Origin of the sequence: Streptomyces sp. NBC_00400, assembly GCF_036048035.1 — a bacterium.
In the GTDB taxonomy this organism is placed as follows: Bacteria; Actinomycetota; Actinomycetes; order Streptomycetales; family Streptomycetaceae; genus Streptomyces.
The window spans coordinates 1,270,196-1,294,678 of record NZ_CP107940.1; the positions used below are offsets into that span (position 1 = coordinate 1,270,196).

The window sequence follows — 24,483 nt, forward strand, 5'->3', positions numbered from 1 at the left end:
CACCGGTCGGGCGTACTCCGGCCGGTCAGACCGTGCGCAGGAAGTGATCGAGCACCCGGACACCGAAGTGCAGCCCCTCGACCGGCACCCGCTCGTCCACGCCGTGGAAGAGCGCCTGGTAGTCGAACCCCTCGGGCAGTCGGAGCGGCGAGAAACCATAGCCGGTGATGCCCAGCCGGGAGAACTGCTTGGCGTCCGTGCCGCCGGACATGCAGTACGGCACGACATGGCCGTCCGGGTCGAAGCGCTCGATCGCGGCCCGCATCGCGGCATACGCCGGGGAGTCGACCGGGGCCTGCAGGGCGACCTCGCGATGGTGGAAGTCCCAGCTCACCCCGGGTCCCGTGAGCTCGTCCATGGCCGCATGGAACTCCGCCTCTCCCCCGGGGAGCACCCGGCCGTCCACATACGCGACGGCCGAGCCCGGGATCACATTGACCTTGTAACCGGCCGCGAGCATCGTCGGATTGGCGCTGTTGCGGACGGTCGGCTCGACCAGCTTGGCGGCCGCGCCGAGCCGGCCGAGCAGCGCATCGACGTCGAAGTGCGGTGCGTCGGCGTCCGCCTCGACGCCGTACAGCTCGGCGAGCCTGCCGAGCGCGGCCCGCACGGTCGGGGTGAGCCGGACCGGCCACTCGTGCGCGCCGATCCGGGCCACGGCGGCGGCCAGAGTGCTGACGGCGTTGTCGCGGTTGGCCTTCGAGCCGTGCCCCGCCCGGCCCCGGGCGGTCAGCTTCAGCCAGGCGGTGCCGCGCTCCCCCGCCGCGACCGGGTACAGCCGCATCCCACGGTCCGCATGGAAGGTGAAGGCCCCGGACTCGCTGATGCCTTCGGTGCAGCCCTCGAAGAGCCCGGCGTGCCGGTCGGCCAGGAAGCCCGCGCCGTCCTCGGCACTGGCCTCCTCATCGGCGGTGAAGGCCAGCACGATGTCGCGTCGCGGCCGCACTCCGCTGCGGGCCCACTCCCGTACGACGGCGAGCACCATGGCGTCCATGTTCTTCATGTCGATGGCGCCCCGGCCCCAGACCACGCCGTCGCGGACCTCCCCGGAGAAGGGGTGCACGCTCCAGTCGGCGGGCTCGGCGGGGACCACATCCAGATGGCCGTGGACCAGCAGGGCGTCGGCCCCGGGGTCGGTGCCCTCGATGCGGGCGACGACATTCGTACGGCCCTTGCTGCGCTCCAGCAGTGTCGGCGTCAGCCCGGCCCCGGCCAGCCGCTCGGCGACGTACTCGGCGGCCGGCCGTTCCCGGCAGGCGCCGTCACCGGCGTTGCCGGTGTCGATCCGGATCAGCTCGGAGGTGAACCGCACCACCTCGTCGAGCGCCTGTTGACCGACGCCGCCGGTCTGCCCGGCCGCCGGCTTCCCGGCCCTCTCCCGCTCAGCCATATTGCTCCTCCACGGCGGACGACACGACGGTGGTCACGGCCTTGAAGCACCGGATCCCCTCGTACATGTCCCCACTGGTATACGCAACGCGGCGCTCCCCCGTTCGCTCCACGCCGGGAACGCAGGTCGCCGCGCCCACCAGATGCTCGGCGTCGAACTCCATCTCGACCCGGAACGGCCCGCGCCGGGAGGGTTCGTGACGTACCGCCAGCGTCGCTCCCTTGCAGGCCGCGGCCCGGATCTCGGCCGCCGTACGGGCCGGCGGCCGGCACACCGCCGCATAGCGCGACACATAGTCCTTGACCGCCACGGCGGGTGCCTGCGGGGCGTAGCCCAGCGCGTCCTGACAGGTGCGGTCGTCGCCGGTGACCAGCACCACCGGCACGCCGTATCCGGCGACCACAAGGGAGTTGAGATACCCCTCGCTCGCGCGGGTGCCGTCGACCCAGACGCCGGTGAGGGTGTTGGCGAGGTAGGTGTGCGCAAGGACGCCTTCGGTGCCCGCCCCGGTGTGGTAGCCGACGAAGGCGATGCCGTCGACATCGCCGTGCTGCACGCCTTCGACCATGCTGAGCGATTTGTGCCGCCCGGTGAGCATCTGCGCCCGCTCGTCGAGCTGTTCCAGCAGGAGATTGCGCATGGTCCAGTGCGCCTCGTTGACCAGCACCTCGTCGGCCCCGCCGTCGAAGAATCCGGCGATCGCGGCATTGACGTCGGACGTGAACATCTGGCGGCAGCGCTCCCATTGAGGGGTGCCGGGCAGCACATCGGCGGGCCAGGTCACGCCCGTGGCGCCCTCCATGTCCGCGGAGATGAGGATCTTCACATTCACCAGTCCTATCGCAGCTAGGAGGCGGTCCGCACGATTCCCGACATCACTTGTTCACGTCACGTTCGGAGGGCCCGAACAGCTCCCCCAGCCTATCCAGGACCTCCGGGCTGACGCCCCGTCCAGGAGCTGCCGGTGCGGCCCCGTTGGCAGGAGCATCACGTTTTCTTCGCTGCTGCACCACGATTCCTTCCAACCGGAACCTGGGGGTACGCTCTTGTGGCACCGCATCTCAGGCAGTTTCTGTCGCAAAGCGGAAGGACTTCTGACGGATTCCGAAAGGGCATCCGAACGAGTTCTGTCAGCTGCCGACGGCACGTGCCAGGTGAGGTAGAACAGGCTGGACCAGCTTCCCACGCGATGAAACAGAGGCAGAATGGTGAGCGAAGCCCTCAACGACGCCTTACCGCAACGCGGCATCCGGGCCGACAGCGAAGACGACCAACTCGCGATCCTGACCGAACTGATCGCGCAAACACTTTGCGATCGCAACCCCGGCTTCCGGGAAGTCATCGAGCGCGGCGGTCACCAGCAGGTCACCCGCCTGATCGAGGAGGTACTACGACGCGGCCGGCCGCTGCCCGACAAGGTGCGCGCCGTCATGCTGCGCACCGACACCGACATCCATCTCGTGGCGTCCGCACTGGGCGATTGTCTGGTCAGTGCACCCAAGGAGGCACCGGGCCTGCTGATCCCCGCCCAGCTCGCCGACGGCAAGAGCGGCAGGGCGAGGCTGAAGGGCGTACTGCGGCATCGCGCCGCCGTGGTCGGCCATGCGGTGCCGGCGCACGAGGCCGCCGCGTCCGTACGCTCCGCATCCCGGCTGCTGGATCTGGCGTCCCCGCACGACGGACCCGAGGCCGGCGTGGTGTTCGTCGACGACCACCTCTCGTCCCTCCTGCTCCTCCAGGACGAGTCGTTGTCCCGAACCCTGATCGCCCGCCATTTGAGCCCGCTCGCGGGACTGACACCGGAGCGGTGCGAGCGACTGGAAGCCACCCTGCTGGCCTGGCTCGGCGGCATGGGGGCCCCCGAGGTGGCCAAGGCGCTCAGCATCCACCCGCAGACGGTGCGCTACCGGATGCGCCAGCTGGAGAAGCTGTTCGGGGCCGGCCTTCGCGACCCACGGACCCGCTTCGAGATCGAGATGGCACTCCGCAGCCGCCAGCTGATGGCCGGCGCACGACGGCGGCGCGCGGCCGCCACCCGTCGCCCACGCGCCGCCGCCAAACCCCGCAGGGCCCTGCCCCGCCCCTAGAAACCGCCCGCACCCACGGACCCCGGACCCAGGACGCACCCACCCCACGAACCCGCCCACCCCTGACCCACCGCCCGATTTGTCGAAAATCACACCACGACGCACAACCCAAATACGGACAATCTGCCCCATTCCTTCAAGGCGCCCAGACCCCCGCCACGTATCGTCACTGTGACTCCTCCACCGGGACCCCGGCCGCAGCACGGCCGCAGCGGCCCGGTGCACCGTCGGTCACCCGAGGCCGGCCACCCGGTAGCGGGCCTCCGATACACAGCGGGACAGGACACCACCTTGATGCACGGATCACGCATAGCGACCCGCACGCGCCGTGGGCTGGCCGCGGCCGTGGCCGCCGGAGCACTGCTCACGGCACTCACCACGGCGACCTCGGCCTCGGCCAGCACCTCCAGCACGCCGGTGGGCGACTCCCGGGTCGTGTGCACCTCCAAGAAGCCGGGCCTGGCGCCCGCCCTGTCCCAGGACATCGCCGGCGCCCTCCACGGGCGCAAGGGCGCCTCGGCGCTGGCGATCTACGACCGGCCGACGCACACCCGCTGCGAGTTCAAGGCCGGCACCCACTTCGACTCGGCGAGTGTGGTGAAGGTCACTGTGCTCGGTGCCCTGCTGCGGCAGAGCCAGGAGGCGCACCGCAAACTGACCCCGCACGAGGTGAAGCGGACCACCGCCATGATCACCAAGTCGGACAACGACGCGACCTCGGCGCTCTGGCACCAGATCGGCCCGGCCGGTATCAAACACTTCCTGTCCCTGGCCGGCATGGGGCACACCGTCCCCGGCGCGGGCAAGACCTGGGGCCTCACCCAGGTCACCGCCGCCGACCAGCTCACCCTGATGCAGCTGCTCACCACGGACAACGCGGTGCTCACCACACCCTCCCGCGGCTATGCGCTCGACCTGATGCACCGGGTCGCCCCCGACCAGCGCTGGGGAGTGCCCGCCGGCGCCCCCGCCACGACCTCCGTCCACGTCAAGAACGGCTGGCTGCCGCGCGACACCGGCGGCTGGCGGATCAACAGCGTCGGCTCCTTCACCGGCGGCGGCCACGACTACGGCATGGCCGTCCTCTCCACCGGAAGCCGCACGATGGACTACGGCGTGGACACCGTCGAGGGCGCCGCCCGGGTCATCCACCGCGATCTGGCGCACTGATCTTCACGGGCCGGCACCCGCTCCTCTCCGGCAGCCGAGAACACAGCCGCAGTCCGCGGTACGACTAAGCACTCCCCGGGGTGACCGACCCCCCGATCGGCTCCCTGCGGGGCGGCAGCAGCGGTATCAACGCCGCATCGAGGCAGTGCATCCGGTGGGCCGAGAGGTGTCGCGCCGCCGGATGGCCGCCACACCGCACTCTGGGAGGAACTCGGTGCCAGTCCGTGTCACGGCAGACCTCAAGGGAGTTCCCGAAACGGCGTTGTGGACGCTCTACCACCGCGCCGCCGAGGCCACCCGCCCGGACACGGTGCTGCCCGATCCACGCGCCGTACAACTCCGCACCGAGGTCGGCTTCCCCTTCGCGGAGCGGCTGGGCGCCGTCCGGCCATGGCTGGCGCAGGCCATCGCCCTCCGGGCCCTCGGATTCGACGGCGTCGTGCGTGCCTTCCTCGCCACCCACCCGGAGGGAACCGTGATCGCTCTCGGCGAGGGCCTGGAGACCCAGTTCTGGCGGGTCGACAACGGCCGGGCCCACTGGGTGACCGTCGACCTCGCCGAACCGCTGGCGCTGCGCAGGCGCGTACTGCCGCACGGAGCACGGCAACGGCTCGTCGCCTGCGACATCCGTGAGCGCCGTTGGAGGGCCGGGATCGACACCGCACGCGGGGTGTTGGTGACCGCCCAGGGCGTGCTGATGTATCTGCGGCCCGCTGAGGTGACCCGGCTGATCGCCGACTGCGCCGAGGCGTTTCCCGCTGGCTCGATAGTGTTCGACACCGTGTCGCGGCGCTTCAGCGCCCGCACCCGCGCCGGCGCCAAGGGACCGGGCGGCCATCAACTGCCCCCGATGCCCTGGGGCATGGACGCGGCCGGGCGGGGCCACCTGCGCGCCGCCCATCCGGCCATCGGCGACGTGGCCGACGTCCCGCTGCCCGCGGGCCGTGGGTTGCTCGGCTATCTCGCGCCGCGCGCCGCGGCCGTGCCCCTGCTCCGCGGCGACCGCCCGCTGATCACCCGGCTGCGTTTCGGCGCGGCGCCACCGAGTTCCGGTGCGGCGCCGCCGCATTCCGGTGCGGCGGCACCGTCGAATTCCGGTGCGGCGCCGTCGAATTGCGATACAGGGTCGCCGAATTCCCCTACCACGCCGCCGAGTTGACCGGTGCATCTTGGCCGTCCGCCCAGCCCCGGCCGGCCACCCGCACGGAAAGGGACCTCACCCCTCCCGGAGAAACGCCTCCACCCGCTCCGCGATCCGCTCCGGATACTCCCCGCTGATCGCGTGTGAGGCCTCGGGCCAGATCTCCACGGTGCCGGCGCGCAGTATCCGGGCCCGGGACGCCGCCTTCCGCGGATCATGCGCGATGCTCTTCCCGGCGATCAGCGCGAGGACGGGGACGCGCAGGGCGCGCAGTTCGTCGTCTCCGGGCCTGGCCGGGGGCGGGAAGCCGACCTTGAAGTCCCGCATCCCCGAGGCGATCAGCCGGCCCTCGATGTGGTCCGCGGCGTTGTCGATACCGCCCGAGATCCAGCCCAGCAGCCGGTTGCGCAGCCCCTCCGGCATCCCCGGGAGCACACTGCCCAGCGAGACCACGAGCATCTTCCAGCTCAGCGGTGCGAAAGTGTTCGCCGGATCCAGTGCGATCACCGACGCGACGCGCCCTGGACGGTGGAGGGCGACCTGCACCGCCAGCCAGCCCCCGATCGATACCCCGAGCACATGCGCCCGGGCCAGGCCGAGTTGACCGAGCATCTCGTCGATCCAGGCCGCCTGGTCGGCACCGGACGCCATCGGCGCCGACTGCACACTGCAGCCCGGCTCGCCGAGCCCGTCGACCGCGTACACGGGGCGTCCGCTCCTCATCAGCGCCGGCAGGTTCGTCCGCCACAGCGGGGTGCACGACTGTCTGCCGGGCATCAGGACGAGCGGCACGCCCTCGCCGGCACCGAACCGGTACACCCGTACGGTCCCGAACGCGGTGTCCACGGTGCGCTGTTCATCGGGCTCGGGCAGCGTGCCCATCGCCTCCCGGTACACCGCGGCGAACCGCTCGAACGCCTCCGCGTCCCGGAAGGCCCCGATGCGCCGCCGGGCCCACTCCGGTCCGATGCGTGGCTCCGGAAAACTGATATCCGCCATGCGCACATCCCATCACGGGCCTCGCCGGCCGCAGGGCCGGCCGGCAAGGCCTCGCCCTCAGGCCGGGGCCACCGGGAACCGCTCCTGGAGGCCGGCCTTGAACACCACGGAGTACGGGCGGCATCCCCCCGAAGAGGGAGTGCCGCCCGCACACCGTGCGCACCGTCCGCCGCGGCCGGCGCGGGCATCGCGCGGCCGGCGCGGGCATCGCGCGGCCGGCGCGGGCATCACGGCCGTCGCGGGCATCACGGCCGTCGCGCAGCGCTCAGTCCTCGTGCCCCAGCTGGAGGTCGCGCTCGGTGCGGCCGCCGCCCGCCATCCGCAGGACGGTGGCCACCGGCGGGTATCCGGCGGCGATGACGGTGTATTCGCCGGCCGACAGATCCACGAAGCGGAACAGCCCGTCGGAGGCGGTGGTCGCGGTGTCGACGACATTGCCGGCGGCGTCCAGCAGGGTGACCCTGGCGTCCTCGACGGGGCGGCCGCCGCCGGCCCGTACGGTCCCGCGCAGCACCGCGCCACCGGCGAGTTCGATGTCCTGGCGGGTCTCCCGTGACGCCTGCACGGTCACCGGCAGCGCGGCGGGGCGGTACGCCGGGGCGCTGGAGGCGAGGGTGTACTCGCCGGCCACCAACTCGCCGATGACATAGCCTCCTTCGCGCCCGCTGCGGGTGGTGGCGACGACCTCGCCGCGGACATCGGTGAGGGTGACCATGGCATCGCGTACGGGTGTGCCGTCGGCGGTGGTGACGGTGCCCGCGAGGCGCCCCGCGCCGCCGAGCACGACGTCCAGTTCGACCGGCCGCTCGCCGACGGTGACGCTGACGGCCTGCGGCTGGTGCCCGCCCGCCGCCGCGATCAGCACATACGCGCCGGCCCCCGGGGTGCTCAGGGCGTACCGCCCGTCGTCGCCGGTGGCGCCGCGGCCGACCTGGCGGCCGGCGACGTCGATGAGGGTCAGCGCGGCGCGCGGCACGATGCTGCCGTCGTGGTGCTGGACCGTGCCGCACACCGGGACGCCGGCCGTGACGGGGGGCGCTCCGGTGCCGCCGTAGCCGTGCGTCCGAGGGTAAGTCGTGCTGCTGTCAGAGGTGTTGGAGGCGGCCGTGTCGGTCGTGGCACGGGCCGGGGGCACGGCGGCGGGGTCGGCCGGATCGCCGTACGGGGCGTGCGGGGCATGCGGGGTCGGGGAGGTCTGCGGGGCAGGAGAGGCGTGGGACACCAGGGGGTTCTCTTTCAGGAAGAAGGCGAGCACAAGGCCCAGGACGAGCACCGGCACGAGGGACAAGAAGATCCCCGGCATGGCATGCGCATACGTGGCGACAGCGCTGTCGCGCAGCGAGGCGGGCAGGGCGCGCACCAGTTGCCGGGTGATCGACTCCGGGGCGGGCAGCTCCGCCGGCGGCCGGTCGCCGAGCCGGCGGGCCAGCCGGTCGGCGAAGAGGGTGCCGAAGAGGGCGGCTCCGACACTGCCGCCGAGCTGCCGGAAGGAGTGGGTGGCACCGGTCGCGGTGCCGGGGCCGGCGGCGCGTACGGAGTTCCGCACGGCGAGCGCCAGCACCGGCAGCACGAGGCCGATGCCGAGTCCGAGGAGGCCCGTCCAGAGGCTGCAGACCTCGCGCGGAGTGTTCTGCGGCATCCGCGACAGCAGCCACATCCCCGCCCCGGCCAGCGCGCAGCCGAGGACGGGGAACGTTCTGTAGTGCCCGGTGCGGCTGATGAGCCGGCCGGAGAGAAGGGAGGCGAGGACGATGCCGCCCGTCACGGGCAGCATCAGCAGCCCGGACTCGGTGGCCGTGGCGCCGCCGGCCCTCTGCAGGAAGGCCGGCAGGTAGCCGGCGGCGCCGAAGAGCGCGAAGCCGATGACGGCACCGGTCAGGCCGGTGACGCGGAAGACCGAGTCGCACAACAGCCGCAGCGGGACCAGCGGTTCGGCGACGACGTACTCGACGGCGAGGAACAGCACGGCACAGCCGAGCGCACCGGCGCCGAGCCCGAGGACGACCCGCGAGTTCCAGGCGTACTCCGTACCGCCCCAACTGGTCAGCAGAGCCAGACAGGTGACGAACGCGGCGAGCAGCAGCGCTCCGGCGATGTCCGGCCGTGCGCGGCGCACCGGCCGCGGCAGCTTCAGGCCCAGGGCGAGGACGAGGAGCGACAGCACGCCGAAGGGGACGTTGAGGTACAAGCACCAGCGCCAGGAGGCATGGTCGGTGCAGAGGCCGCCGATCAGCGGGCCGGCCGCGGTGGCGAGTCCGAAGGCGGCACCGGTCAGGCCCATGAAGCGGCCGCGGGCCCGCGGCGGTACGGCATCGGCGAGGATCGCCTGGACGCCGATGAGCAGCCCGCCGCCGCCGGCGCCCTGGACGGCCCGGAAGGCGACCAGTTCGTCCATCGTCCGCGACCAGCCGGCCAGCGCCGAGCCGACGGTGAAGACGAGGAGGGCGAAGAGGAAGACGGGCTTGCGGCCGAAGAGGTCACCGAGCTTGCCGTGGAGCGGCAGGCCGATGGCCGCGGCGAGGAGGTAGGACGTCACCGCCCAGGACATCGTGTCCGGGCCGTGCAGCTCGTCGGCGATCTCGGGGAGCGCGGTGGCGACGATGGTCTGGCCGAGGGCCGCGAGCAGCAGCGCCGGCATCAGGGCGAGGACGATCAGGCGGACGCGGCGGGGGCCGGCCGGCGCCGTCGCACCGGGAGCGACCCCCTCGGTCCTGTCGGTCCTGTCGGTCCTGTCGGTCCTGCCACGCCTACCGTTCCCGTTGTGCGCGGCCGGGGCCGTGGTCGTGCCGGAGACAGGCGGACCGCTCCGCTCGACCCGCTCGCTCAGGGTGGTCCCGCCCACGTGCTGCTCCCCTCGTCACGCCTGTTGCCGCCCAATTTCTCGCATTGGGCGACAACACCGATCAACCACGACGAAAGGGTGCGGGCGGGGCAGGAAGGGACGTCAAGTACGTTGCCCGGGACGCCTATTGGGCTCCCATCAGGGCTTTCCGTACGGAAGCGTTCCGGCGGGCCGGACGCTTCCGCTCACCGGAAACCACCCGAACCGGTGAGAGTGACGGCATGCGCTCAGGGTGACGGGCGGGAAAGGCCGATCACTTCGTCACGTGGGCGGCGAGGTTGTCGAGGATGCTGTCGTAGATCCGGCCGAGCCCCTTGGGGGCAAAGGTGCGCTCGAAGAAGCCGCCGATACCGCCGGCGCCCTGCCAGGTGGTGGTGACGACGACCTTGGCGCGCTTCTCGCCGGCCGGGGTGACGACCCAGGTCGTCACCATCGAGGAGTTGCGGTCCTTCTCCACGAGCTGGCCGTCGGTCGGCTCGTCGACCTCCAGCAGGCAGTCGCGCACCCGCTTGCTCGTGGCCTGGAGCTTCCAGTGGACGAGGGTGCCCTTGCCGTCACCGCCCTCGCGGACCTCGTACTCGCTGAAGTGCTCGGGCAGCAGCTGCCGGCGCGTGCCGGAGTAGTCGGCGAGCGCGTCGAACACGTCCTCCGGGTCCGCCGCGATCTCGCGCTGCGTGATGGCCTCGACCTGCCCCATATGTGTGTCCTCCAGTACTCGGCTGCCGGTCCTGCGGTGCGCCGCCAAGCCAACCACCCCACGGCGGCCCGCCCAAATTCAGGGCCACCCCCACGCAAGGGAACAAGTGTTCCATTATGGCGCGAGGGGGGGGGCTCTGCTGGATCCAGAGAGAGGCGCCCCCGAGCCGCTGCGCCGCGAGCCGGCCGGGCGGCGCCGGCGTGGTGACCACATCGTCATGGGCGCGAACGTCGACTGCCATCAACGCGCCGAGGGCTGTTGTGCACTCCCATAGGTACCGCTGACATGGGGTGTGCCGAAATGGGTTACGCCAACTGGGCCTCCAGTCGGCGCGCGAATACCGTGCCGTTCACCGCGGCAAAAGCGCCCCTCGGATCTACTCCCGGGGCGCTTCGCACGTCAGTGCGCCTAGCCGTCTGTCTTCTCGGCGGCGTCAGGGAGGATGAAGCCCCGCACGGGGGCTGTCTCCTCCTGTTCCTCTTCCTGAGCCTCGCGGTAGGCAGCCACCAGGGCGGCGTACCGGCTATTGATCAACTCAGCCATGGAGCCTCCAATCGACGCACCGAGTGTGGCAGACGCCGGTTATGGCTTGTCCCGGCACGGCGGACGGGGCGTCGGCATGGGCTTGATGGGGCCGGTGTCTGACGGGGAGTGCTGACACTTCGCGGATACCGCAATGAGCTGATCCCCGGTCGGGGCTCCCCACAGTTCCTCGTCGACGTCGTACCCGGCGACACGGATAGCGTCCTGCGTGCGCACCAGGATCAGCGGGTCGTAGTTGTCCGGGTCGTAACCGGGGTAGTGGTGGACGAAGTCGCCCAGCGACGCACACAGCTCCTCGTACACCTTGGTGTGGAGGATGAGCGCGTGCCATCCCTCGTCAACGACACGGGAGGGCGCCAGCGCGACGTCAGGCATCTTGGCGCAGGCGACGACGAACTTCAGCCCCTCGTCCGTGATGCGCTCCGCCATGCCCCCATCCATGCCGGGGTTGGCGTCCTGCACGGTTCCGACGACGCTTAGATACGCTGCCGGGCTGATCAGATCGCTTACGGTTAACACGTGCGGCCTCTCTTCGAGTTGTGTCGTACGGCTGCCGTCCCCGGCCGTGATCGCTGTCCAGGCATTCGGCTGGGGACGGCTCTTATCCTCTTGCTGCCCCGCCCCGATGAACCGAGATGTCAGGACGGCGGGGGCGGGAACTTGTGGGCGGTCGCCCGGTGATTGATTCAAACCGGGCGACCGCGTATCGCGCTCCCCTCTTCGTCCCCGGAGCACATCAGGGGGACTGGGGCCGCGGGGGTTGGATGAGGCCCACCGTGAGGAGCACGCCCGGCGCCGCTACGCCGGGGGTCTAGAAGCTGCGGTAGACGCCAATGCCCAGGACGAACAGGATGGTCATCGCAGCAAGGGCGGTGCCTACGACGTGCTTCATCACTGCCGCCCGGCCCACTTACAGCAGTCGCACGGGAACGGGCACGGCTTGACAGCCTCGGACGCCGGCACGTACGTCACACCGGCAATCGCGTACGGACGAACGAGCTGGGTGTTGAGCAGCACGTCGCCCGCCTGGTCATGCTGTGGCTCCAGGTCGTCGTACGACGTCATCGCTTCACCCTCCGCTTCTTGTGCAGGTGGTTGGCGATCTCGATGCCGGCAGTCGCAGCGGCAGCGGCTCTTCCCTGTTCCCGGGCTTCCTTGCGCTGCTTGTCCAGCGCGGTGCAGACGTCGCAGCCCGGGAATGGCTTTGCGTCGAGGTTGTACGGATCCGTCAGGTGTACCGGGGGTGACATCGTCCGCTTCGGCTCGGTCATGTCTCCAATAAACGCTGCTACGAAGGACGTTGGTACGCCCATAGCGGGGACGGAGCGGCCTCTTCAGCGCTATCGTCCCAAGAGGCCCAAACGTCCCTGGGAGGAACCTTGAATAGCGCGCTGCGAGACGCTATGGCGAGTGCGAAGGTCAGGCCCAACCAACTAGCACGTATGGTCGGGGTTGAGCCCAAGACCGTCGAACGATGGCTGAGCAACCCTGACCGTGCTCCGCGGGAGTCCACGCAGGAGGACGCCGGCCGCGCGCTAGGAGTGGACCCTGTGACTCTGTGGCCCAAATCGGTGCGTTCCCACGTCAAGACAGGGCACGACCGCGAGATTGTTGCGGCCTACCCCTTTCGTAGCGCCGCCCCCACCTCGCTCTGGGCATCCCTCATTGACGGAGCATCCCGGACTCTGACGTTCGCTGGCTATACGAACTACTTCTTGTGGCAGCAACACCCGCGGCTCGGTGCCCGTCTTGCGGCGAAGGCGAAGCACGGGACCCGTGTGCGCTTCCTCGTCGGCGACCCTGAGTCGGAGGTGACGACGAAGCGGGAAGAGGTAGAGGGTGTCCCGTTGACTGTCAGCACGCGCATCAGGATCACGCTCGACGCGTTGGCCAAGATGGGCCGCCACGAGGGCGTAGAAGCGCGCTTCAGTGATCAACACATCGCACTGTCCGTCTTCATGTTCGACGACCAAATGCTCGTCACCCCGCACATTGCCTCACTCCTCGGCGATGAGTCACCCATGTTCCATATCCGCCGGCTGGAGGACGACGGGCTGTACGACCGGTTCGCCGGCCACGTGACGGCACTGTGGGAGGACGGCCGCCCGGTCGAGCCGTAGTTCCCTCGTCAGCGACAGCAGGAACTCCCTGCTGCTCCAGCCACTGGGCGATCTCGCCCAGGTTGGTCCGGCCCGGCGTACGTGGTGCGCTCCATGCCGGGCGTCTCGAACCCTGGCGCCTGGGACAAGGTCAAGCGGCCCCCGGAAATACGCACGGGGAATCTTCCGACGCGCCCCTACCCTCTCCGGCATGGACAGGTCGCATGAACGGAGCCGGACCGATGACCGGAGCCAGGGGAAGCCGCCACGCCCGGTACACGTGCGGGAGATGACCGAGGCGGATATCGACGCGGTCTCGGCGGTGCGGGTCCGCGGCTGGCAGGCGGCGTACCGCGGGCTGATGCCGCAGGAGTCTCTGGACGCGATGAGCGTGGCGGCGGATGCGGAGCAGCGACGGTCGTGGTTCGGGCGCCGGTCGCCCGAGGTGTCGGATCTGGTGGCCGAGCGGGACGGTGCGGTCGTCGGCTGGGTGTGCGTCGGACCGGCCCGGGACCCCGATATCGCGCCGGGGCCACGGGAGTTGTCCGCACCACGGCCGACCGCGGGTGAACTGCTCGCCCTCTACGTCACGCCCGGCCTGATCGGCACCGGCGTCGGACGCGCCCTGATGGCCGCCGGCCTCGCCCGGGCACGGGCGAGCGGCTACCGCGCGCTGTATCTGTGGGTGGTACGCGGCAACACCCGCGCCCAGCGGTTCTACGAACGGGCCGGTTTTGTGCCGGACGGGGCGCAGGAGGCGTACGAGGTGGGCGGCCGCAGCGCCCCCGCTCCGCGCTACCGCCGCCCGCTGACGTCCGAAGCGGAACCGCCACCGGCCCCCTTCTCCCGCTCCCCCGGCCCTTGACCCGGCACGCCCCCTCCCGCGCCGTCCCCCGCCGCCCCGGGTCCGGCCGGTGCCGGTGCGTCCTCGTGTACCCCCAGCCGCGCCAGTGAGGCGGCCGCCGCGGCCGCCAGCCGGGGGTGGGTGACGGCTGTGGTGAGCGCGGGGACCGCGCGGCGGTCGCCCAGCGCGCCCAGGCCCTCGACACAGGCGAGCGCCACCCGCCAGTAGGGGTTGTGCGGGGTCAGCAGCCGCTCCAGGGTCGCGATCAGCGCGGGTACGGACTGCGGTGCGCGGAGGTCGGCGAGCAACCGGACCGGGTGGAGGGCGTAGGCGGTGCGCAGCGGGTTGGTGGCGAGTGCGGCGGCGGCGCGGGCGGTACGGGGGTCGCCGAGGCGGGCCAGGGCGTGTGCGGCGGTGGCGCAGCGCACCGGGTCGCGGTAGTTCAGCAGCAGCACAAGCGTCTCGAAGGCCCGCTTGTCGCCGGCGCAGCCCAGGATGAAGGCGGCGATCTCTCTCGCCCACAGCGGACGTTCGACGGCGACCAGCATCCGGGCCAGTTCCTCCCGCCCGGCCGGGGTGTTCTTGCGGGCCAGCCCCAGCAACCGTTCGTAGGCGACCAGATCCTGCGGGGAGCGGAGTTCGGCCCGCACCCGGTCCGTCAACTCGTGGAATTCCTCTTCCATTTGCCGATCCCCTCCCGCCGGGCCGCCCCGGTTCCCGCGACGTGGTCTGCACCACAGCCTAATGACCCTCGCTACCCCTGGCGCTCTGGTTACTCACCGGTTAACCTGCTGGAACGAGCAGCACCACTGCTCGGGCGGCCTGGTGACGCAGCCGCCACAGAGTGAAGTCGGTTCGGCACAGCACGACATCAGTACGGAGAACACGGCACGGCCCCGGGACAGGGCCCGCCGTACCTCCCGCACCGCCGGTGCTCCCGCAGCGCTGCGGCTCCCGCGGCTCACCGCCGCCGTTCTGCCGCTGCGCAGTGCAGGTATCGCACCGCGCGGATACCCCTCAGTCGTCACTTCTCCCCTGTTGTCAGGGGAACACCCTCAGGAGTCTCGCGATGGGCCCTCAGTCCACCCCTGATCTCTCAACTGAAGCCTCCCCCCTCTCCCTTTCCACCGTCGCCGTCGTCGGCCTGGGCACCATGGGTACCGGTATCGCCGAGGTGCTGACCCGGGCCGGCCGCGAGGTCATCGGCATCGACACCGACGAGGCCGCGGCCCGGCACGCCGTCACGGCCCTCGAAACCGCCACCGCCCGCGCGGTGCAGCGCGAGCGGATCACGGAGCGGGAGCGGCAGGACATCCTGGCCCGGTTCCGCACCTTCACCGATCTGCAGGCCGCCGCGGACGCCGATCTCGTCATCGAGGTCGTGCCCGAGGACTACGAGCTCAAGCGGCAGGTCTTCGCCGGACTCGACGCCGTGGTCCGCCCGGACACCATCCTGGCCACCGGCACCAACGCCCTGTCCGTGACCCGGCTCGCCGCCGATTCGCAGCGCCCCGAGCGGGTGCTCGGTGTGCACTTCTTCAACCCCGCACCGGCCATGAAGCTGGTCGAGGTGGTCTCCTCCGTGCTCACCGCACCGACCGCGGTCGCGGCCGTCACGGAACTGGCACACGACCTGGGCAAGGACCCGATCGCGGTGGGTGACCGCCCCGGTTTCGTCGCCGACGGCCTGCTGTTCGGCTACCTGAACCAGGCCGCGGCGATGTACGAGTCCAAGTACGCCACCCGCGAGGACATCGACGCCGCGATGCGGCTGGGCTGCGGTCTGCCCATGGGCCCGCTGGCGCTGCTCGACCTGATCGGCGTGGACACCGCGCGGACGGTCCTGGAGGCGATGTACGCCGAGTCCCAGGACCGGCTGCACGCCCCCGCGCCGATCCTGGGCCAGCTGGCCGAGGCGGGGCTGACCGGCCGCAAGGCGGGCCGCGGCTTCTACACGTACGACGCCCCGGGCAGCCCCACCGTCGTGCCCGACGCGGAGAGCCCGGCGGCCGCCGACGCGCAGGCCGGCGGGCGGACCGTCACCGGCGTCGGTGTGGCCGGCTCCGGGACGATGGCCAGCGGTATCGCCGAGGTCTTCGCCAAGGCGGGCTACAAGGTCGTGCTGGCCGCCCGCAGCCTGGAGAAGGCCGAGAAGGCCAAGGCCCGGATCGCCAAGTCGCTGGGCCGCTCCGTGGACAAGGGCCGGATGAGCGCCGAGGCACGGGACACCGCGCTGGCGGCGATCACCCCGGCCGGGTCGCTGGACGCGTTCGCGGACGTGGACCTCGCGGTCGAGGCGGTGGCCGAGGACCTGGCGGTCAAGCAGGAGCTGTTCAAGACCCTGGACAAGGTCTGCAAGCCGGGCGCCGTCCTGGCCACCACCACCTCCTCGCTGCCGGTCGTGGCCTGCGCCCGCGCCACCTCGCGCCCCGAGGACGTCATCGGGATGCACTTCTTCAACCCGGCGCCCGCCATGAAGCTGGTCGAGGTGGTGCGTACGGTCCTGACGGCCGACGACGTCCACGCCACCGTGCGCGCGGTCTGCGCCAAGGTCCGCAAGCACCCCGTGGACTGCGGCGACCGGGCCGGGTTCATCGTGAATGCGCTGCTGTTCCCGTACCTGAACAACGCGATCAAGATGGTCGAGGAGCACTACGCGACGCTGGACGACATCGACGCCGCGATGAAGCTCGGCGGCGGGTACCCGATGGGCCCGTTCGAACTCCTCGATGTGGTCGGCCTGGACGTCTCCCTGGCCATCGAGAAGGTGCTGCACGCGGAGTTCCGCGACCCCGGGCTGGCCCCGTCGCCGCTGCTGGAGCACCTCGTCGCCGCGGGCTGCCTCGGCCGCAAGACCGGCCGCGGCTTCCGTGAGTACGCCCGGCGCTGACGCGTGGCGGCACCCCGGCCCGGCCGGGGGAGGGTGGGGTGGACTGCTGGAACCCGACGGCGGTCCACCCCCGCTCACGGGGGCACAGGCAGTACCTCATGCCGCAGGTCGCGTAAATATGCAGTACCGTCCCCACATGTCCCAGCCCGCTCGTACGCACCCCTCCGACACCCCCGACAACGCCACTCCCGGTACCCGCCGGGCGGCCGCGCAACGGCTCAAAATGCGCCGTGAATTGTCGTCGGCGGCGATGGAGCTGTTTGCGACCAAGGGCTACGAGGCGACGACGGTCGACGAGATCGCGGCCGCCGCGGGCGTCGCCCGGCGTACCTTCTTCCGCCACTTCCGCTCCAAGGAAGAGGCGATCTTCCCCGACCACGACGACACCCTCGTCCGCGCGGAGGCCGTCCTGGACGCCGCTCCGCCGCACGAGAACCCCCTGGACACGGTCTGCCGCGGCATCAAGGAGGTCATGCGGATGTACGCGGCCTCCCCGGCCGTGTCGGTGGCCCGCTACCGCCTGACCCGCGAGGTCCCCACCCTGCGGGAGGCCGAGATCGCTTCGGTGGCCCGCTACGAGCGGCTGTTCACCCGCTATCTCCTGGGCCACTTCGACGAGGGCGCCCACCGCGAGGGCGACGACGATCCGCTGCTCGCCGAGGTCGCGGCGTCCGCCGTGGTCACCGCGCACAACCATGTGCTGCGGCGCTGGCTGCGGGCCGACGCCCAGGGCGATGTCGAGGCCCAGCTCGACCACGCCTTCGAGATCGTCCGGGAGACCTTCGGCGCCGGCATCGGCGCGGGCCGCACCGGCAGCGGAGAGAACCCCCCGGCGGCCGTCTCGCGGGAGGGCGAGGTGCTGGTCGCGGTGGCCCGCACGGACGCGCCGCTGGACGAGGTCATGCGCACCATCCGCAAGGCGATCAAGGAACACAAGTAACGGCCTTCCGGCCGGAACCGGACAGGAACGCGGCCCGGCGCCCTTGGACCGACCGGGCCGCGACACGGATGGCGTAACGCCACCCCTGCGCACTGTGCGCGCACATGACCTTTCTTTGCGTCATCGAGAGGCCCCCCAGCGGGCCTCTTTTGCTCATGCGTGCCGTCCGGATGACATCTGAGAGAAATTCTTGGCACTCAGTGTCTTGTCGACTGGCACGCGGTGTCATACGTTGAGGGTGTCCGGGCGGCCGGCGTGCTGCGAACCCACGCACGCCGGCTGTCCCACCAGCCCTATGTGGCTGTCCGCCCGGATGCCTGCGTCACAGGCACCAGCCAGCCCGCGCTGCTTTGCTTCCAAGGCCCTTGTCACGAGCAAAGGCGAAGCGAAGCGGAGCCAGCGCTGCCAGGCACCGCGGCCGACGGCTCTGCGACCCCCGCAGAGGCGACGGCAACGGCGCCACCCCGGCCGAACCGACGGCACCACCTCCCGCACCACCCCGACGTTCCCTCAAGCCGTTTCCCCAACGCGCTTCGCCGGAGGCACCCCGTGAACGAAATCCTGGACGCAATCCTCGCGCCCGACACCACCAGCGCCGACTTCGCCGGCCTGGCCCTCCCCGAGTCCTACCGCGCGGTGACCGTGCACAAGGACGAGGCCGAGATGTTCGCCGGCCTGGAGACCAAGGAGAAGGACCCGCGCAAGTCGCTGCACGTCGACGACGTGCCGGTGCCCGAGCTGGGCCCGGGCGAGGCGCTGGTGGCCGTGATGGCCTCCTCCGTGAACTACAACTCCGTCTGGACCTCGATCTTCGAGCCGATGTCGACGTTCGGGTTCCTGGAGCGCTACGGCAAGCTCTCCCCGCTCACCAAGCGGCACGACCTGCCGTACCACGTCATCGGCTCCGACCTGGCGGGCGTGGTCCTGCGCACCGGGCCGGGCGTCAATGCCTGGGGCCCCGGCGACGAGGTCGTGGCGCACTGCCTGTCCGTCGAGCTGGAGTCCTCCGACGGCCACAACGACACCATGCTCGACCCCGAGCAGCGGATCTGGGGCTTCGAGACCAACTTCGGCGGCCTGGCTGAGATCGCGCTGGTCAAGTCCAACCAGCTGATGCCCAAGCCCAAGCACCTGAGCTGGGAGGAGGCGGCGTCGCCCGGTCTGGTCAACTCGACCGCCTACCGCCAGCTCGTCTCGCAGAACGGCGCGGCGATGAAGCAGGGCGACAACGTCCTGATCTGGGGTGCCAGCGGCGGACTCGGCAGCTACGCCACCCAGTTCGCGCTGGCCGGTGGCGCCAACCCGATCTGTGTGGTCTCCTCCGACCAGAAGGCGGAGATCTGCCGGAAGATGGGCGCCGAGGCGATCATCGACCGCAACGCCGAGGGCTACAAGTTCTGGAAGGACGAGCACCACCAGGACCCCAAGGAGTGGAAGCGCTTCGGCAAGCGCATCCGCGAGCTGACCGGCGGCGAGGACGTGGACATCGTCTTCGAGCACCCCGGCCGGGAGACCTTCGGCGCCTCCGTCTACGTCACGCGCAAGGGCGGCACCATCGTCACCTGCGCCTCCACCTCGGGCTACAACCACGAGTACGACAACCGCTACCTGTGGATGTCGCTGAAGCGGATCGTCGGCTCGCACTTCGCCAACTACCGCGAGGCGTGGGAGGCCAACCGCCTGATCGCCAAGGGCAAGATCCACCCGACGCTGTCGAAGACGTACAGCCTCGAGGAGACCGGACAGGCGGCGTACGACGTGCACCGCAACCTCCACCAGGGCAAGGTCGGCGTGCTGGCACTGGCCCCCGAGGAGGGGATGGGCGTGCGGGACGAAGAAATGCGCGCCAAGCACCTCGACGCCATCAACCGGTTCCGGAACGTCTGAGGCAACTCGGACTCCGGACCACGAAGATACGGGCCTGATATGACTGAGCGTCAGAAGGATCGTCCGTGGCTGATGCGGACCTACGCCGGCCACTCCACCGCCGAGGCGTCCAACGAGCTGTACCGGCGTAATCTCGCCAAGGGCCAGACGGGTCTGTCGGTCGCGTTCGACCTCCCGACGCAGACCGGTTACGACCCCGACCACATCCTCGCCCGCGGCGAGGTCGGCCGGGTCGGGGTCCCGGTGTCCCACCTCGGCGACATGCGACGGCTGTTCCAGGACATACCCCTGGACCAGATGAACACCTCGATGACCATCAATGCGACGGCCATGTGGCTGCTGGCGCTGTACGAGGTGGTCGCCGAGGAGCAGGGCGCCGACATCTCCAAGCTGTCGGGGACGACGCAGAACGACATCGTCAAGGAGTACCTCTCGCGCGGGACGCACGTCTTCCCGCCGGGACCCTCGCTCCGGCTGACCACCGACATGATCACGTACACGGTGGCGCACATCCCCAAGTGGAACCCGATCAACATCTGCAGCTACCACCTGCAGGAGGCGGGCGCCACGCCGGTCCAGGAGATCGCGTACGCGATGTCCACCGCGATCGCGGTGCTGGACGCGGTGCGGGACTCCGGCCAGGTACCGCCGGAGAAGTTCGGTGATGTCGTGGCCCGTATCTCGTTCTTCGTGAACGCCGGTGTCCGGTTCGTTGAGGAGATGTGCAAGATGCGCGCCTTCGGCCGCATCTGGGACAAGATCACCCGCGAGCGCTACGGCATCGAGAACGAGAAGCAGCGCCGGTTCCGCTACGGCGTCCAGGTCAACTCGCTCGGCCTGACCGAGGCACAGCCGGAGAACAACGTCCAGCGGATCGTCCTGGAGATGCTGGCCGTCACGCTCTCCAAGGACGCCCGCGCCCGCGCCGTCCAGCTCCCGGCCTGGAACGAGGCCCTGGGTCTGCCGCGGCCCTGGGACCAGCAGTGGTCGCTGCGCATCCAGCAGGTCCTCGCCCACGAGAGCGACCTCCTCGAATACGAGGACATCTTCGCCGGCTCGCACGTCATCGAGGCCAAGGTGGACGCCCTGGTCACCGACTGCCTCGCCGAGATCGAGCGGATCCAGGAGATGGGCGGCGCAATGGCCGCGGTGGAGTCCGGCTACCTCAAGTCGCAGCTGGTCACCGCGCACGCCGAGCGTCGGGCCCGGATCGAGGCCGGCGACGAGAAGATCGTCGGCGTCAACTGCTTCGAGGGCACCGAGCCCAACCCGCTCACCGCGGACCTCGACACGGCCATCATGACCGTCGACCCGGCCAACGAGGCGCGGGTGGTCCGGGCGCTGCACGACTGGCGGGACAACCGCGACGAGACACGCGCCCAGGAGGCGCTGTCGGTCCTGAAGAAGACCGCGGCCGGTGACGGCAACCTCTTCGCCGCCACCGTGGAGTGCGCACGTGCCGGGGTGACGACCGGCGAGTGGGCCTGGGCGCTGCGGGACGTCTTCGGCGAGTTCCGGGCCCCCACGGGCGTCTCCAGCGCCCCCCTGGCGGTCGCCGCCGAGGAAGGCAGCCCGCTGGCGGCGGTCCGCGAGAAGGTCGCCAAGACCGCGGCCGAACTCGGCAGCGGAAAGCTGCGGCTGCTGGTCGGCAAGCCCGGCCTGGACGGGCACAGCAACGGCGCCGAGCAGATCGCCGTACGGGCCCGGGACGCCGGCTTCGAGGTGATCTACCAGGGCATCCGGCTGACCCCGGAACAGATCGTCTCGGCCGCGGTCGCCGAGGACGTGCACTGCGTGGGCCTGTCGATCCTCTCCGGCTCGCACGCCGAGCTGGTCCCGGACGTCCTGGCCCGCCTGCGGCGCACCGGCGTCGACGACATGCCCGTCATCGTCGGCGGCATCATCCCCTCCGCCGATGCGGCAGCGCTCCGGGAAGCCGGAGTGGCGGCAGTGTTCACCCCCAAGGACTTCGGTATTACGGAGATCATCGGCCGTATCGTCGACGAGATCCGGAAAGCGAACCAGCTCGACCCCCTGGAGGTCCCCGCATGACCCAGGCCCACCCGTCGCCCGCCACCACCCCGGGCGAAGGTCGCAACCGTCTGCGGCCACGGCGCTCCTGTCTCGCGGTCCCCGGCAGCAACCCGCGCTTTCTGGAGAAGGCCCAGGGCCTCCCGGCCGACCAGGTCTTCCTGGACCTGGAGGACGCCTGCGCGCCGCTCGCCAAGGAGGGCGCCCGCCACCACATCGTCGAGGCGCTGAACCAGGGCGACTGGACGGGCAAGACCCGGGTCGTACGGGTCAACGACTGGACGACGCACTGGACGTACCGGGACGTCATCACGGTCGTCGAGGGCGCGGGGCAGAACCTCGACTGCATCATGCTGCCGAAGGTCCAGGACGCCCAGCAGGTCGTGGCGCTGGACCTGCTGCTGACGCAGATCGAGAAGACCATGGGCTTCGAGGCCGGCAGGATCGGCATCGAGGCGCAGATCGAGAACGCCAAGGGCCTGGTGAACGTCGACGCGATCGCCGGTGCCTCGCCGCGCCTGGAGACCATCATCTTCGGCCCGGCCGACTTCATGGCGTCCATCAACATGAAGTCCCTGGTGGTCGGCGAGCAGCCGCCCGGCTATGGGGCGGATGCCTATCACTACATTCTGATGCGCATTCTGATGGCGGCCCGCACCTACGATCTGCAGGCGATCGACGGTCCGTACCTTCAGATCAAGAATGTTGACGGCTATCGCGAGGTCGCCGGCCGCGCCGCCGCCCTCGGCTTCGACGGCAAGTGGGTACTGCACCCGGGCCAGGTCGAGGCCGCCAACGAGGTGTTCTCCCCTTCCCAGGAGGACTACGACCACGCCGAGCTGATCCTGGACGCCTACGAGTGGCACACCTCGGAGGCGGGCGGCGCCAAGGGCTCCGCGATGCTCGGCGACGAGATGATCGACGAGGCGAGCCGGAAGATGGCACTGGTCGTCGCCGGCAAGGGCCGGGCCGCCGGCATGACCCGCACATCCAAGTTCGAGGCCCCGGAGGCATAAGCACCATGCAGTTCGGCCGTACCTATGAAGAGTTCACCGTCGGCGATGTGTACAAGCACTGGCCCGGGAAAACCGTCACCGAATACGACGACCACCTCTTCTGTCTGCTCACGATGAACCACCACCCGCTGCACATGGACAGCAACTACGCGGAGCAGACCACCGATTTCGGCAAGAACGTCGTCGTCGGCAACTACATCTACTCGCTGCTGCTGGGCATGTCGGTGCCCGACGTCTCCGGAAAGGCCATCGCCAACCTGGAGATCGAGTCGCTGAAGCACGTGGCGCCGACCTTCCACGGCGACACGCTCTACGGCGAGACCACCGTCCTGGACAAGACGCCCTCGCGCTCCAAGACGGACCGCGGCATCGTGTACGTCGAGACCAAGGGCTACAAGCAGGACGGCACCCTGGTCTGCGTCTTCCGGCGCAAGGTCATGGTCCCCACGGCCACCTACATCAAGGAGCGCGGCGGCGAGCAGCCCGGCCGCCCGGAGCTGCAGGCCCCGACGGCCAAGAAGGAGAAGTAGCCATGACCCGTCTCGCGCAGACCGAGGGCCTGACCGACATCCAGCGGGAAATCCTCTCCACCGTCCGCGACTTCGTGGACAAGGAGATCCTGCCGGTCGCCACGGAACTGGAGCACCGCGACGAGTACCCGTCGCAGATCGTCGAGGGCCTGAAGGAACTCGGCGTGTTCGGCCTGATGATTCCCGAGGAGTACGGCGGGCTGGGCGAGTCCCTGCTCACCTACGCGCTGACCGTCGAGGAGATCGCCCGCGGCTGGATGAGCGTGTCGGGCATCATCAACACCCACTTCATCGTGGCGTACATGCTCAAGCAGCACGGCACCCAGGAGCAGAAGGACTACTTCCTGCCGAAGATGGCGGCCGGTGAAATCCGCGGCGCCTTCTCGATGTCGGAGCCGGCGCTGGGCTCGGACGTCTCGGCCATCTCCTCCAAGGGCGTGCGCGACGGCGACGAGTACGTCCTCAACGGCCAGAAGATGTGGCTCACCAACGGTGGTTCGTCCACGCTCGTCGCGGTGCTGTGCCGGACGGACGAGGGCCATCCGGAGGGCACCGCCCCGCACAAGTCGATGACGACCTTCCTCGTGGAGAAGGAGGCCGGCTTCGGTGAGGTGCGCCCCGGCCTGACCATTCCGGGCAAGATCGACAAGATGGGCTACAAGGGCGTCGACACCACCGAGCTGATCATGGACGGGCTGCGGATCCCGGCCGATCGGGTGCTCGGCGGCGAGACCGGACGTGGCTTCTATCACATGATGGACGGCGTCGAGGTCGGCCGGGTCAATGTGGCCGCCCGCGGTTGCGGCGTCGCCCAGCGCGCGTTCGAGCTGGGTGTTTCGTACGCCCAGCAGCGGCACACCTTCGGCAAGCCGATCGCGCAGCACCAGGCCATCCAGTTCAAACTGGCCGAAATGGCAACAAAGGTCGAAGCGGCGCATGCGATGATGGTGAATGCCGCTCGCAAAAAGGACTCGGGCCAGCGAAACGACCTCGAAGCGGGTATGGCGAAGTACCTGGCCTCCGAGTACTGCAAGGAGGTAGTGGAAGACGCTTTCCGCATCCACGGCGGTTACGGCTTCTCCAAGGAGTACGAGATCGAGCGGCTCTACCGCGAGGCCCCGATGCTCCTGATCGGCGAAGGAACCGCCGAGATCCAGAAAATGATCATTGGGCGACGGCTACTGGAGGAGTACCGGATCCAGGGGTGAACATCCCGTTTGGGCTGCTTTGTCCTAGACGAAGATCACACCCCGTCATCGTTCTTCGGCCACGGATTGGCTCTGGCTCTTGGCCAGTTGCCGCTCGTAACCGATAGCATCCCCGGAAAGCCGCCGTCCCCCGTATCCATACGCGGCATCCTCCGCTACGAAGGTCATC

22 protein-coding genes are annotated in these 24,483 nt (G+C 70.1%); 12 read left to right on the plus strand and 10 right to left on the minus strand.

Annotated elements, in window-relative coordinates; all coding sequences use genetic code 11:
- Positions 1–25 precede the first annotated feature (25 nt).
- Positions 26–1,390, minus strand: a complete 1,365-nt coding sequence (locus OHS81_RS05650; protein ID WP_328383020.1) for a M20/M25/M40 family metallo-hydrolase — start codon at positions 1,388–1,390, stop codon at positions 26–28.
- Complete coding sequence (locus tag OHS81_RS05655) at positions 1,383–2,216, minus strand: M55 family metallopeptidase (RefSeq protein ID WP_328390928.1); 834 nt, start codon at positions 2,214–2,216, stop codon at positions 1,383–1,385. The genes OHS81_RS05650 and OHS81_RS05655 overlap by 8 nt, the downstream gene beginning before the upstream one ends.
- 379 nt (positions 2,217–2,595) lie before the next feature.
- Here OHS81_RS05655 and OHS81_RS05660 point away from each other — a divergent pair, with 379 nt between their 5' ends.
- From OHS81_RS05660 to OHS81_RS05670, 3 genes are all read left to right on the plus strand, one after another.
- Complete coding sequence (locus OHS81_RS05660; protein ID WP_328383021.1) at positions 2,596–3,477, plus strand: helix-turn-helix domain-containing protein; 882 nt, start codon at positions 2,596–2,598, stop codon at positions 3,475–3,477.
- Positions 3,478–3,771: 294 nt separating this feature from the next.
- Positions 3,772–4,647: a serine hydrolase gene (locus OHS81_RS05665; RefSeq protein WP_328383023.1), complete on the plus strand. Its 876-nt coding sequence runs from the start codon at positions 3,772–3,774 to the stop codon at positions 4,645–4,647.
- 214 nt (positions 4,648–4,861) lie between these two features.
- On the plus strand, positions 4,862–5,806 hold the full coding sequence (locus OHS81_RS05670) for a class I SAM-dependent methyltransferase (RefSeq protein WP_328383025.1): 945 nt from the start codon (positions 4,862–4,864) through the stop codon (positions 5,804–5,806).
- Positions 5,807–5,863: 57 nt separating this feature from the next.
- Here the strand turns inward: OHS81_RS05670 and OHS81_RS05675 are convergent, their stop codons facing one another.
- From OHS81_RS05675 to OHS81_RS05705, 7 genes are all read right to left on the minus strand, one after another.
- Positions 5,864–6,787 (minus strand): alpha/beta fold hydrolase, encoded by a 924-nt coding sequence (locus OHS81_RS05675; RefSeq protein WP_328383027.1) that lies wholly within the window; start codon positions 6,785–6,787, stop codon positions 5,864–5,866.
- Positions 6,788–7,052: 265 nt separating this feature from the next.
- Positions 7,053–9,629, minus strand: a complete 2,577-nt coding sequence (locus OHS81_RS05680; protein ID WP_443058657.1) for an MFS transporter — start codon at positions 9,627–9,629, stop codon at positions 7,053–7,055.
- A 253-nt stretch (positions 9,630–9,882) separates the two neighbouring features.
- Positions 9,883–10,326: an SRPBCC family protein gene (locus OHS81_RS05685; RefSeq protein ID WP_328383029.1), complete on the minus strand. Its 444-nt coding sequence runs from the start codon at positions 10,324–10,326 to the stop codon at positions 9,883–9,885.
- A 408-nt stretch (positions 10,327–10,734) separates the two neighbouring features.
- On the minus strand, positions 10,735–10,869 hold the full coding sequence (locus OHS81_RS05690; RefSeq protein ID WP_328383031.1) for a hypothetical protein: 135 nt from the start codon (positions 10,867–10,869) through the stop codon (positions 10,735–10,737).
- A 39-nt stretch (positions 10,870–10,908) separates the two neighbouring features.
- Positions 10,909–11,298, minus strand: coding sequence for a glycine-rich domain-containing protein (locus tag OHS81_RS05695; RefSeq protein WP_328383033.1), 390 nt, complete (start codon positions 11,296–11,298; stop codon positions 10,909–10,911).
- Between the two features lie 462 nt (positions 11,299–11,760).
- The gene (locus tag OHS81_RS05700; RefSeq protein WP_176956340.1) at positions 11,761–11,934 is read right to left on the minus strand and encodes a hypothetical protein; all 174 of its coding nucleotides are present in this window, start codon (positions 11,932–11,934) and stop codon (positions 11,761–11,763) included.
- Positions 11,931–12,140 carry a hypothetical protein gene (locus OHS81_RS05705; RefSeq protein WP_328383035.1) on the minus strand — a complete coding sequence of 70 codons (210 nt, stop codon included), beginning with the start codon at positions 12,138–12,140 and terminating at the stop codon, positions 11,931–11,933. Before OHS81_RS05705 ends, OHS81_RS05700 begins: the two co-directional genes overlap by 4 nt.
- A 279-nt stretch (positions 12,141–12,419) precedes the next feature.
- Between OHS81_RS05705 and OHS81_RS05710 the strand changes: the two genes are divergently transcribed.
- Positions 12,420–12,989 (plus strand): hypothetical protein, encoded by a 570-nt coding sequence (locus OHS81_RS05710; RefSeq protein WP_328383037.1) that lies wholly within the window; start codon positions 12,420–12,422, stop codon positions 12,987–12,989.
- Positions 12,990–13,257: 268 nt separating this feature from the next.
- Entirely contained in the window at positions 13,258–13,833 is a 576-nt protein-coding gene (locus OHS81_RS05715; protein ID WP_328383038.1) for a GNAT family N-acetyltransferase, read from the plus strand.
- Here the strand turns inward: OHS81_RS05715 and OHS81_RS05720 are convergent.
- Positions 13,764–14,495: a HEAT repeat domain-containing protein gene (locus OHS81_RS05720; protein ID WP_328383040.1), complete on the minus strand. Its 732-nt coding sequence runs from the start codon at positions 14,493–14,495 to the stop codon at positions 13,764–13,766. The two genes, OHS81_RS05715 and OHS81_RS05720, sit on opposite strands and share 70 nt — an antisense overlap.
- A 386-nt stretch (positions 14,496–14,881) precedes the next feature.
- Between OHS81_RS05720 and OHS81_RS05725 the strand changes: the two genes are divergently transcribed.
- From OHS81_RS05725 to OHS81_RS05755, 7 genes are all read left to right on the plus strand, one after another.
- The gene (locus OHS81_RS05725; RefSeq protein WP_328383042.1) at positions 14,882–16,702 is read left to right on the plus strand and encodes a 3-hydroxyacyl-CoA dehydrogenase family protein; all 1,821 of its coding nucleotides are present in this window, start codon (positions 14,882–14,884) and stop codon (positions 16,700–16,702) included.
- Positions 16,703–16,838: 136 nt separating this feature from the next.
- Positions 16,839–17,642, plus strand: a complete 804-nt coding sequence (locus OHS81_RS05730; protein WP_088802448.1) for a TetR family transcriptional regulator — start codon at positions 16,839–16,841, stop codon at positions 17,640–17,642.
- 549 nt (positions 17,643–18,191) lie between these two features.
- On the plus strand, positions 18,192–19,529 hold the full coding sequence (gene ccrA, locus OHS81_RS05735; protein WP_328383044.1) for a crotonyl-CoA carboxylase/reductase: 1,338 nt from the start codon (positions 18,192–18,194) through the stop codon (positions 19,527–19,529).
- 39 nt (positions 19,530–19,568) lie between these two features.
- Positions 19,569–21,581 (plus strand): protein meaA, encoded by a 2,013-nt coding sequence (locus tag OHS81_RS05740; RefSeq protein ID WP_328383046.1) that lies wholly within the window; start codon positions 19,569–19,571, stop codon positions 21,579–21,581.
- Positions 21,578–22,576, plus strand: coding sequence for an HpcH/HpaI aldolase/citrate lyase family protein (locus tag OHS81_RS05745; protein WP_328383048.1), 999 nt, complete (start codon positions 21,578–21,580; stop codon positions 22,574–22,576). Before OHS81_RS05740 ends, OHS81_RS05745 begins: the two co-directional genes overlap by 4 nt.
- Positions 22,577–22,581: 5 nt before the next feature.
- Positions 22,582–23,106 carry a MaoC family dehydratase gene (locus OHS81_RS05750; RefSeq protein ID WP_328383050.1) on the plus strand — a complete coding sequence of 175 codons (525 nt, stop codon included), beginning with the start codon at positions 22,582–22,584 and terminating at the stop codon, positions 23,104–23,106.
- Between the two features lie 2 nt (positions 23,107–23,108).
- A complete protein-coding gene (locus OHS81_RS05755) occupies positions 23,109–24,314 on the plus strand; it encodes an acyl-CoA dehydrogenase family protein (RefSeq protein WP_328383052.1) in 1,206 nt (401 codons plus the stop codon).
- The last annotated feature ends 169 nt before the right edge of the window (positions 24,315–24,483 follow it).